Genomic DNA, 11,590 nt, shown 5'->3' with positions numbered 1-11,590 from the left:
GGGGAGAGGGGGAGAGGGGGAGACGTTTCTCCGGTTATTAGCATTCTGCTGTATCGCAAGCACGTCGTTACGAAACAGCCCTACATCCACAAACTGATTCGTTACTTTGAAAACGCGGGACTGACGCCGCTTCCCATTTTCATTAACGGCGTGGAAGGTCACGTCGCCGTCAGAGATTGGATGACGACGGCTTACGAAACCCAGCAACGCCAACGGGGAGAAAAGGCGTCGCTGTCTCTGTCAGAAGACGCGGTGGAAGTCGATGCGATCGTCTCGACCATTGGTTTTCCCCTCGTCGGCGGTCCGGCGGGGTCGATGGAAGCAGGGCGACAGGTGGAAGTGGCCAAACGCATTCTCTCGGCGAAAAACGTTCCGTATATCATCGCCGCACCGCTGTTAATTCAAGATATTTATTCGTGGACGCGACAGGGAATCGGTGGGTTACAAAGTGTGGTGTTGTACGCCTTACCGGAACTCGACGGGGCGATCGATACGGTTCCCCTCGGCGGTTTGGTGGGTGAAGAGATTTATCTAATTCCCGAACGGGTTCAACGGCTGATCGGACGGGTGAAAGGCTGGATTGCGTTGCGAAATACGCCCCCAGTACAGCGCAAAATTGCCGTGATTCTCTATGGTTTCCCGCCGGGATACGGAGCGGTGGGAACGGCGGCGTTGTTGAACGTGGGGCGATCGCTCGTTCAGGTTCTCCAGGCGTTGAAAGAGCAGGGGTACGATGTGGGAGAAATTCCCGAAGACGGCGAGGAACTGATTCGCCGAGTCAAGGAAGCCGACGAAGCCAATCCCCTCGAAAAAGAGATTACAACCGTCAACGCTAAAACTCTCGATCGCTGGTTGGGATATCTCCTGACTCACCGCATCGAAAAACAGTGGAAATCCCTCACGGGAACGGGAATCAAAACCTACAGCGACGAGTTTGCGATCGGTGGCGTGCAGTTAGGAAACGTCTGGATTGGCGTACAACCGCCGTTAGGCTTGTCTGGCGACCCCATGCGCTTGATGTTCGAGCGGGATATGACACCACACCCGCAATATACGGCGTTTTATAAGTGGTTGCAAAATAAATATCAACCTCACGCGATCGTTCATTTTGGAATGCACGGGACGGTCGAATGGTTGCCCGGTTCTCCCTTGGGAAATACGGGCTATTCTTGGTCGGACATCTTACTCGGCAATATACCAAATCTCTATATTTACGCCGCCAACAATCCCTCGGAATCAATGTTAGCTAAACGTCGTGGTTACGGCGTCTTGATTTCTCACAACGTCCCGCCCTACGGTCGTGCTGGATTATACAAGGAACTGGCGTCTCTACGAGAGTTAATTGGAGAATACCGAGAAGATCCGCAAAAAAACACCGCCTTAAAAGAAGTCATTTGTCAAAAAATTGTCGATAGCGGACTCAGTGCAGACTGTCCGTTAGAAGAGGCACAAAAACTCGGCATTTCCTTCACGCTGGAAAATTCAAGATTGTTTAGCAACGAGGTTTTAAACCCCTATTTTATCAAAATTTACGAGTATTTACAAGTGGTCGAACAGCGTTTGTTTTCCTCGGGATTGCACGTTTTAGGAAAAGAGCCGGAACCTGAAGAACTCGAGTCTTATCTCAAAGCTTATTTTGAAGATCGACTGCCTCCAGAGTTGATTTCTGCCGTGGTATTTCAGGATACAAATATTTTAAATACAGACCAAAACGGGCAATCTGAGGCATTAAAAGAAGCTAAAATGATTCGAGAGTTATTGTCGCGAACTCCAGAAGAAATCACGAACCTTTTGCGAGGATTGAACGGCGAATATATTCCTCCAGCACCGGGCGGAGATCTGTTACGAGACGGAATCGGCGTGTTACCCACCGGGCGAAACATTCACGCTCTCGATCCCTATCGAATGCCTTCCCCAGCGGCGACGTTGCGGGGTCGAGAAATCGCCCAGAAACTGATCGAACAGCATCTCGAAGAACACGGGAACTATCCCGAAACCGTGGCAGTAATGTTGTGGGGATTGGATGCTATTAAAACCCGAGGAGAATCGATCGCCATTTTATTAGAACTCGTGGGCGCCGAACCCGTGAAAGAGGGAACCGGGCGCATCGTTCGTTACGAGTTGAAACCCCTCGACGCGATCGGACATCCGCGTATCGACGTTTTGGGAAACCTATCGGGGATTTTCCGCGATAGCTTTGCCAATATCATCGAGTTGTTAGACGACTTGTTCGTGCGGGCGGCGCAAGCGGACGAGGAGATTTCTCAGAACTTCATTCGCAAACACGCTTTAGAATTGCAAGATCGGGGAGTTGAGAATACCTCGGCGCGTTTGTTTTCCAACCCAGCGGGGGATTTCGGGTCGTTAGTCAACGATCGCATCGTCGATAGTAACTGGGAATCCGAGGAGGAATTGGGCGATACCTGGCGCGATCGCAACAGTTACAGTTACGGACGCCAGGACAACGGCCAAGCCCGTCCTGAAGTTCTCGACACCCTGTTAAAATCCACAGGGCGCGTGGTGCAAGAAATCGATTCGGTCGAATATGGCTTGACGGACATTCAGGAGTACTACTCCAACACGGGGGGCTTGAAAAAAGCCGCCGAGATGAAATCGGGGGCGAAAGTCGCCACGAACGTCGTCGAGAGTTTTTCTAAAGACACCACCCCACGCAAGTTAGACGAAGTGTTGCGGTTGGAGTATCGCTCGAAACTGCTCAATCCCAAATGGGCCAACGCCATGGCCGACCAAGGTTCCGGGGGAGCGTACGAGATTTCCCAACGCATGACGGCGTTGATGGGTTGGGCGGGAACGGCGGATTTTCGCGAAGGCTGGGTGTACGACCAAGCTTCTGATACCTACGCCTTAGATGCAGAGATGGCGGCTAAGTTGCGGAAAGCCAACCCGGAAGCGTTTCGTAACATTGTCGGGCGGATGCTGGAAGCTCACGGGCGGGGATTTTGGCATCCCGACGAAGAAAAGTTAGAAAAATTGCGGGAACTCTACGACCTTTCGGACGCGGAGATCGAAGGAATTGAGGTTTGAGGGCGACGGTCTTTGCCCTCACTGGCTTTCCCGCTCCGATTCGGTCGTTTCTAAGAGCGCTTCGCCGTTGCGAACGACGACTAAATCTAACCGCAACAAACTCGAAGTATAGGTCAAATTTCGGGCGATCGCTCGCACTTCGATGTTTCCCTCGAGTTCGCTGGCTGCGTCCAAAAACGCCGTCACCGTTTCCGGGCGACCGTCGCCGATTTCGATGCGTTCGGCTAAGATCCCCTGACGTTGAGCTTGAAATCGCGCCGCTTCGACTAACCAATATATCTTTTCGATCGCCCCTTCCGGTGTCGTCTCGTCGAGGTCGATCGTCGTCGCCACGATAACTTCTCCTTCCTCAAAAACGATTTCGTTTCGCATCGCCTCGAAAAACACCTGAACGTTTTCCTCGCCCAAAATGTAATTTCCCGCCGACAGGACGCGAACCACGTATTCTCGAGCGTCAGAGAGGCGATCGACTAACTGCTCTAACTCCGATCGCGCAATCTGCACCGTAGGTTCCTCCGGTTCGTCTACCCCCGGACGCGTCAGTTGTACCGCCACCCGGTTGGCTTCCTGAAGCAACGCCAACACCGCGCGATCGGCTTTATCCGGGTCAGTGACGCGCACCGTGGCAGAGGCTAACACCTGTCCGCGACCGATGGCTACGCGGCGCTCCCGCAAGAGCTGAAAATTCTGTTCGAGCGATCGCACCTGACGTTCGAGCAACTGCTGTTGTAGCTCCAATTCAGCTAAAAGCCCTTCCCGCTGAGCGAGCAATCGTTCCTGTTGGCTCAATTCCCGTTCCTGTCGCGCCAACAAGGCTTGGTTGCGCTGGATTTCGCGATCTCGCAACGCCAACTGCGCCCGGACGCGCTCGGTTCGCGCGATCAGTTCCTGACGTTCGGTTTGTAACTGGGCGATTTCCCCTTCGAGCGTCGCCTTTTGCGACAGCGTCTGACTCAACTGCTCCTCAATGCGGGCGATTTCGACTTCCGCCTCTCGCCGCAGCACCTCCGCCTCTTGAAGTCGCGCCTCCGTTCGCGCCAACTGCTCCTCCGTCAGCACTTGCTGCTCGAGAACCTCGGACAATTCCTGAGATACTGTTTCTAAGGCGCGATCGAGCGATCGCAACTGCTGCTGAACCTGTTGCTGGCGTCGGCGAGCCTCAACTAAGTCTTCTTCGACTTTTTCCTTTTGCTGCTGGGTTTGCTGGAAGTCCCGCCGGGCCGAATACAAATCCTGTTGAATTTCCTCTAGCTCGAACAATCCCGTCCGTAGCTGCTTGTCCACCGCCAGTAAAATTCCCAACGTCGACGCCGAAATCAGTCCTCCCGTAACGATCGTAACCAACGTCGCCGTTTTGCGCGGTCGCAGGTTGAACAAACTCAACCGAGCTTTTCCCACCTTCGTTCCGATCCGATCGCCGACGGTAGCGATCGCGCAACCGAGGACTAACATGGACACAATCAAAACGTATCCCGCGATCATGGTGTCCCACCACGTACTTCAAAGGGTCGTTTGGGCGAAAGAGCGACGCACCGCTGACGCGATCGCACCGCTGTCGTTCCCCTGGTCGGTTCCACGACGCAACGCCGACCGCTCGAGGCGATCGGACTGTCCGACACCCACACCCCAACAGACCCCTCGGGGGCGCATTTGGTGGTCATACCTCGCTGTTTCCGCAACACTCCAAGCACACCGTCGCATACAAACGCGACGGATGCCATTCTACCGCTATTGTCCGAAAACGTTTACGTAAACTGCTGGCTGAGTGCGACGGGATTGTGAACGGTAATTTTTTTCTTGTGAATCGAAATCATCTTCTCCTGGCGCAGATCCCCGAGCAGGCGCGTCACCGTAACCCGCGTCGAACCGATCGCTTCGGCGATCGCTTGGTGAGAGAGCTTGAGATCGATCGTGATCCCGTCGGGGCTGGGAACGCCGAAATCCCGACATAAAATCAACAAGAAACTAACCAAGCGCGATCCCATATCTCGATGCGCCAGCGTTTCGATCATCATCTCCGTCTGCAAAATCCGAGACGATAACCCCTGCAACATCAAAATCGACAAATCCGGATCGTCTTTCAGCGCCTTTTCCACCTGGTCGATGGGAACCGACAACAGCTCGACGGGGGTAAACGCGACTGCGTGATAAAACCGATCCGAGCGATGTCCCGTAATCAGCGACAACACGCCGAAGACGCTGTTTTCCCGTAACAAGGCAACTGTAATCTCTTCTCCGGCTTCGTAAACCCGAGATAACTTCACCGCACCCTTGAGCAAAAAATACACTCGTTCGGCGGGATCGCCTGGGAAAAAGATGGTTTTCCCTCGTTCGTAAGTCTCGACGACGGGTGGAAACGTCCCGCTTCCCATCTGCCGAAACACTGCTGCTAGTGGTCTGTCTTGCATCGTTACCATCTTCCTCCCCCTGTCCAATGCGTCCGAGTCGCGTCTCGCCCGATCGATCGTAAAGACGGGGACGACTTCGGGTTAACTGGCGTACTGCCCGTCAGTAGCGGTACGCACTTTACACTACTTAAGTTGACTCTTCAAAAAAAATTGGTAAAATCCGATACGCTCCCCCTGGAGATCGACCCCGAGGCAGTCATTTCAACGAAAAGGTTCACTCACGATTGTAGAATCTTTACGCAACTGCTAGTGATATCTTGACCATATCTTAGCCGAAAGCTCGACCATCTCGAACCCGACGGCACGTCGGCGGGTAAGTCTCCCGTCGAACCCGATCGCGACTGACTACCGACGACGACACTGATTCAACTTATGCTCGATCTCACAGGAAAACACGCATTAGTAACGGGAATTGCCAATAACCGCTCGATCGCTTGGGGAATTGCCCAACAACTTCACAAAGCGGGAGCCGAACTTGGTATCACCTATCTTCCCGACGATCGCGGCCGCCACGAAAAGAAAGTCGCGAGCCTCGTCGAACCCCTCAATCCCAGTCTGTTTTTGCCCTGCAACGTTCAAAACGACGACCAAACCCGCGCCCTGTTCGACGCCATTTCGGAAAAATGGGGCAAACTCGACATCCTCGTTCACTGTCTCGCCTTTGCGGGGAAAGAAGAACTCAGCGGCGATTTCAGCGATACCAGCCGCGAGGGATATCTCCGGGCGATCGAAATTAGTTCGTACTCCCTCGTCCAAATGGCGGCGTTAGCCAAACCCCTAATGGCCGATGGCGGAAGCATCATTACCCTGTCTTACCTCGGCGGCGTGCGTGTCATCCCCAACTACAACGTGATGGGAATCGCCAAAGCCGCCTTAGAAATGAACGTGCGCTATCTCGCCGACGAACTCGGTCCTCAAAACCTGCGCGTCAACGCCATTTCCGCCGGCCCCATCCGCACCCTGGCGTCTTCGGCGGTGGGTGGAATCCACGATATGCTCCGCCATTTTGAAGAACGCGCTCCCCTGCGTCGTACCGTAACCCAAACGGAAGTCGGAAACGCCGCCGCCTTCCTGTGCAGCGATTTAGCAAGTGGAATTACCGGACAGATTCTCTACGTCGATGCGGGTTACGAAATCCTCGGGATGTAAACTCTGTTCCGAACCGTTCGACGCGCGATCGAACGTTGCCGCCGAACGCAACCGATCGGAACCCCGGTATTGGTAAAATATCGGGGTTTCCTGTATCGCCGACGACTCGCGATCGCCACCTCTGACGCGATCGAACCCAATGTGCCAAAATAAACGATGCACATCAGACAGAACGCCGAGCAGGAGTAATCCCCGTGGAGTCTCGATACACGCCCGCATCCATCGAAAACAAGTGGCAAAACACCTGGGCGCAACAGCAACTCGATCGCACCCCAGAGAATAACGACAAGCCCAAATTCTACGCCCTGTCCATGTTCCCCTACCCCTCCGGGAACCTGCACATGGGTCACGTGCGCGTCTACACCATCACCGACGTCATCGCGCGACTCAAGCGGATGCAAGGCTATCGCGTCCTCAACCCCATGGGATGGGACGCCTTCGGACTTCCGGCCGAAAACGCGGCGATCGATCGAGGCGTCCAACCGGCAAAATGGACGGATCGAAACATCGATCGCATGCGCCAGCAACTGCAAAGTCTGGGCATCTCCTTCGACTGGGATCGCGAAGTCACCACCTGCGCCCCCGATTACTATAAATGGACGCAGTGGATTTTCCTACAGTTCTTCGAGACCGGATTGGCCTATCAAAAAGAATCCGCCGTCAACTGGGACCCCATCGACCAAACCGTTCTCGCCAACGAACAAGTCGATAGCGAAGGTCGTTCCTGGCGCAGCGGCGCGAAAGTCGAGCGAAAACTCCTCAAGCAGTGGTTTCTCAAAATCACCGACTACGCCGATCGCTTACTGTCTGACTTAGACGAACTCCCCGGCTGGCCCGATCGCGTCAAAACCATGCAGGCCAACTGGATTGGCAAATCCACCGGCGCCTATCTCGAATTTCCCATCGTCGGACGGGACGACAAAATCGGCGTCTTCACCACACGCCCCGATACCGTGTACGGTGTAACTTACGTGGTACTCGCCCCCGAACATCCCCTGACCTTGCAAGTCACCACGAGCGATCGCCGCGACGCCGTCGAAGCCTTCATCCAAGAAGTGGGCGAAGAAAGCGAGATCGATCGCACCGCCGAAGACAAACCCAAACGGGGCATTCCCACAGGCGGAACCGCCCTCAACCCCTTCACCGGCGAAGAAATCCCCATTCTCATCGCCGATTACGTCCTCTACGAATACGGAACCGGCGCAGTCATGGGCGTTCCCGCCCACGATAGCCGCGATTTCAAATTCGCCCGCGAAAACGGCTTACCCATCAAAACCGTCATCGTTCCCGAAAACGCCGAAAACCCCAACGCCGAACTGACCGACGCCTACACCGAACCCGGCGTCATGGTGAATTCCGGTCAGTTCGACGGAACGCCGTCCGAAGCCGGAAAACAAGCGGTTATCGACTACGCCGAAAAACAGGGTTTTGGCAAAGCCCGCATCCAATACCGTTTGAGAGACTGGCTGATTTCCCGTCAGCGGTACTGGGGCGCACCGATTCCCATCGTCCACTGTCCCGAATGCGGTGCGGTTCCCGTTCCCGAAGACCAGCTTCCGGTACAACTCCCCGAAGACGTAGAGTTTAGCGGACGCGGGCCGTCTCCGTTAGCGCAGTTAGACGAATGGATAAACGTCCCCTGTCCCAGTTGCGGAACGCCAGCCAAGCGGGAAACGGACACGATGGACACCTTCATCGATTCCTCGTGGTACTTCCTGCGCTATCCCGACGCCAACAACGACAACGCCGCCTTCGACTTGGGTAAAATTAACGATTGGATGCCCGTCGATCAATACGTCGGCGGGATCGAACACGCGATTTTACACCTGTTGTACTCGCGGTTCTTCACCAAATTTTTGAGCGATCGCTTCAACCTGAACTTTAACGAACCCTTCCAACGGTTGCTCACCCAGGGAATGGTTCAGGGGATGACCTACAAAAACCCCAAAACCGGGAAATACATCCCCATCGACCAAATTCTCAATTTGGACGATCCCAGCGATCCCGAAACCGGGGAACCGTTGGAAGTGTTTTACGAAAAAATGTCCAAATCGAAACTCAACGGCGTCGATCCGTTGCAAGTTTTGGAGAAGTACGGTGCGGACACGGCGCGGATGTTTATCCTGTTCAAAGCACCTCCCGAGAAGGATCTTGAATGGGACGACGCCGACGTAGAAGGACAGTATCGTTTCCTCAATCGCGTCTGGCGGTTGGTGACGGACTTTGCGGAAAACGGTTCTGAAATGAAAGCGGCGAACAACGACAATCTCTCGAAACCCGAGAAAGATTTACGCCGCGCCGTTCACACCGCCATTGCAGAAGTCAGCGAGGACTTACAGGGTGAGTATCAGTTCAACACGGCGGTTTCGGAGTTGATGAAACTCAGCAACGCCTTGAACGACGCCAAATGTACGGATTCCCCAGTATATGCCGAGGGAATCGAGACGTTGTTGAAGTTGCTGGCACCCTTTGCGCCGCACATGGCTGAGGAATTGTGGCATTTGTTGGGACGCCGCGACTCGATTCACCAGCAGGTTTGGCCGGAAGTGGACGAAACTGCTTTGGTGGTAGACGAGATTACCTTGGTGATTCAGGTCAACGGTAAGGTTCGCGGTAACATTCAGGTTCCGGCGGAGGCGGATAAAGCAACGTTGGAGAAGTTGGCGCGGGAGTCGGAAGCGGCGCAGCGTCACGTCGGCGATAAGGAGATTAAGAAAGTCATCGTCGTTCCGAAGCGGTTGGTGAATTTCGTGGTTCCGAAATAAGTTCGAGCGAGCGATCGTTCAAGCCTCCTGAGAAACCCGGTCTTTGAAGAGACTGGGTTTCTGGCAAGATCCCCAGCGAGATACACTGGTTTTATGCGAAATCCGATTTCCAAAAAGCGGCAACAATAAGGCGAAGTTTAGCCAATGATAATTCGTCAGATTACGAATTTCTTCTTGCATCTGCTCTTGCAAAATACAAAATCTTGCACCTAAGACTTCTTCAAGTTCCTCAATGGTTTCAAAATAAGTATTCACCCAAGGCTCATCGACTAACTTCCACAAACGTTCAGCCGGTTGCTATTCCGGTGAATACGGGGGGAGATATTCAAGTAAAGATTCAGGTATGGGGGTTGACAAAGGGTGCATCTCACTTTTGCAAATACACGAGTTCGTCAATTTGTCAATATCTTCCTCAAGGACTGCTAGAAGGGGATTTACTACTTTAAGTATTTATACTTATCGCAGAATTGAGATGCACCCAACTCGCCCAAACTGCGCGATCGCATCTCATCTTGGAAATCTCCCTAAAACGGAATCACCGCCATCAACAAGCGAGCGATACTGAAATAAATCAACACTCCCAGCACGTCAACCGCCGTCGTAATAAACGGTGCGGACATCAACGCCGGATCGAATCCCAAAGATTTAAACAACATGGGAAGCGCAGACCCCGACACCGACGCCAACAGCGAAATCACCATCAAACTAAAACCGACAGCGATGGCCACGATCCAACTTCCTTGTAACAAATACGCACCCACCGTCACGATCGCCCCGAGCATCGATCCCAACAAAATCCCAGCGATCGCCTCTCGTCGGATAATGCGTCCGGCACCTCCCGTCTGAATTTTATCCATATTCAGACCGCGAATAACCACCGTAGACGACTGAGCGCCAACGTTTCCCCCCGTTCCGATCAGCAGGGGAATAAACATGGCCAAACTCACCACCTGTTCCAGAATCCCCTGATTGGCACGAATCACGCCGCTAGTGAGGGTATTCGTAAACAGCAATACCAACAGCCAGAGTACTCGTTGGCGAGCCACCCGAAACAGGTTCGTTTGGAAGTAATTATCGCCGTCGGCTTGCAAGCCTCCCAACGCATAAATATCTTCAGTGGTTTCCTGTTCCAAAATATCGATCACGTCGTCCACGGTGACGATTCCCACCAACCGCCGCTCGCTATCGACCACCGGAAGCGCTAAAAAATCGTACCGTTGGATGGTACGAGCGACTTCTTCTTGGTCGGTACTCGTGTGAACGAACACCACATCTCGCGTGGCGATTTCCGAAATTTGCTGTTCCGGCTGCGCCACCACCAGATCCCGTAACGATAGAATTCCCGAGAGATGGCGATCGGCGTCCGTCACGTAGAGAGAATAGACGGTTTCCGTCACGTGTGCCAGACTGCGAATGCGATCGAGGGCTTGCGCGACCGTAAAATGCTCCTTTAAGGAGATATATTCCGGCGTCATGATGCGACCGGCGGTGTCGGGTTCGTATCCCAACAACAAATTCGTCGCCTGACGTTCGGAAGGACTGAGATTTTTCAGCAGTCGCCGTACCACTTTCGCCGGAAGTTCGTCGAACAGTTTGGCGCGATCGTCGGGGGACATTTTATCGACGATTTCACGCACTTCCTGATTTTTAAACTCCTCGATCAACGAGTGTTGGACGCTCGAATCGAGGTGTTCGTAAACCTCCGTCGCCTCGTCCTTCGACAACAAGCGAAAGGCGATGACGTGCAGCGTTTCAGGAAGTCCTTCGATCGCTTCGGCGATATCGGCCGGTTGGACGGGGACTAATACCGTTTTTGCGCCTTGGAGGTTTCCCGCCTCGAGGAACATTTGGAGCTGAGATCGAACTAACTCCCGAAGCTCCCGGCGCGACGAGACACTTTGTAACGTAGACGTGTTGGAACTTTCGACCACAGCAACCTCTCGAACTCGAACGAACAACCTGTTGAATCTAGTCTAGAGGGTCTTGAGCCTCTCTCTCTCAATGGTTTCGCGTTTTTGAGTGAGGCGACCCTTCGGATATGATGGGGTATCGTATTCTCGCCTAGCCCCACTTTCTTAATCAGTATCCCAGAGTTAACATTTTGCGGCATAGACGCCCCGCAATGAGGACAGTTATGCCAACGGTCAGATAACCCCTTGGACTCGGTTTAGGTAAATGGCAGTGCTGGGGTTTCCGCCAGATTAACCTGGACGACCTTCTTTC

General features: G+C 53.6%; 8 protein-coding genes and 1 pseudogene. 3 read left to right on the top strand and 6 right to left on the bottom strand.

Annotated elements, in window-relative coordinates:
- Positions 1-3,045: cobaltochelatase subunit CobN (locus POG22_RS15535; protein WP_498906253.1), on the top strand; the 3,045-nt coding region annotated here is incomplete at its 5' end.
- Between the two features lie 18 nt (positions 3,046-3,063).
- Here the strand turns inward: POG22_RS15535 and POG22_RS15530 are convergent.
- The 3 genes from POG22_RS15530 to ntcA all read right to left on the bottom strand — a co-directional run bounded on the left by POG22_RS15530 (position 3,064) and on the right by ntcA (position 5,462).
- A complete protein-coding gene (locus POG22_RS15530) occupies positions 3,064-4,527 on the bottom strand; it encodes a DUF3084 domain-containing protein (RefSeq protein ID WP_498906251.1) in 1,464 nt (487 codons plus the stop codon).
- An 18-nt stretch (positions 4,528-4,545) separates the two neighbouring features.
- Positions 4,546-4,695 carry a hypothetical protein gene (locus POG22_RS15525; protein ID WP_498906250.1) on the bottom strand — a complete coding sequence of 50 codons (150 nt, stop codon included), beginning with the start codon at positions 4,693-4,695 and terminating at the stop codon, positions 4,546-4,548.
- 95 nt (positions 4,696-4,790) lie between these two features.
- Positions 4,791-5,462: a global nitrogen regulator NtcA gene (gene ntcA / locus POG22_RS15520; protein WP_026097489.1), complete on the bottom strand. Its 672-nt coding sequence runs from the start codon at positions 5,460-5,462 to the stop codon at positions 4,791-4,793.
- A gap of 363 nt (positions 5,463-5,825) precedes the next feature.
- Between ntcA and fabI the strand changes: the two genes are divergently transcribed.
- Both fabI and leuS read left to right on the top strand, forming a co-directional pair.
- Complete coding sequence (gene fabI, locus POG22_RS15515) at positions 5,826-6,602, top strand: enoyl-ACP reductase FabI (protein ID WP_498906248.1); 777 nt, start codon at positions 5,826-5,828, stop codon at positions 6,600-6,602.
- A gap of 194 nt (positions 6,603-6,796) precedes the next feature.
- Positions 6,797-9,367, top strand: coding sequence for a leucine--tRNA ligase (gene leuS, locus POG22_RS15510; protein WP_498906246.1), 2,571 nt, complete (start codon positions 6,797-6,799; stop codon positions 9,365-9,367).
- Between the two features lie 18 nt (positions 9,368-9,385).
- Here the strand turns inward: leuS and POG22_RS15505 are convergent, their stop codons facing one another.
- From POG22_RS15505 to POG22_RS15495, 3 genes and pseudogenes are all read right to left on the bottom strand, one after another.
- On the bottom strand, positions 9,386-9,649 hold the full coding sequence (locus POG22_RS15505) for a hypothetical protein (RefSeq protein ID WP_498906244.1): 264 nt from the start codon (positions 9,647-9,649) through the stop codon (positions 9,386-9,388).
- A 242-nt stretch (positions 9,650-9,891) separates the two neighbouring features.
- Complete coding sequence (gene mgtE / locus POG22_RS15500; RefSeq protein WP_498906242.1) at positions 9,892-11,298, bottom strand: magnesium transporter; 1,407 nt, start codon at positions 11,296-11,298, stop codon at positions 9,892-9,894.
- Positions 11,232-11,547 (bottom strand): annotated as a pseudogene (locus POG22_RS15495) (hypothetical protein); the annotation flags it as partial. The pseudogene POG22_RS15495 and the gene mgtE, both read right to left, overlap by 67 nt.
- Between the last annotated feature and the right edge of the window lie 43 nt (positions 11,548-11,590).

The organism is Geitlerinema sp. CS-897 (genome assembly GCF_028368005.1).
Classification (GTDB): Bacteria; Cyanobacteriota; Cyanobacteriia; order Cyanobacteriales; family Geitlerinemataceae; genus Baaleninema; species Baaleninema simplex.
This window is presented reverse-complemented; position numbering and strand designations above follow the sequence as displayed.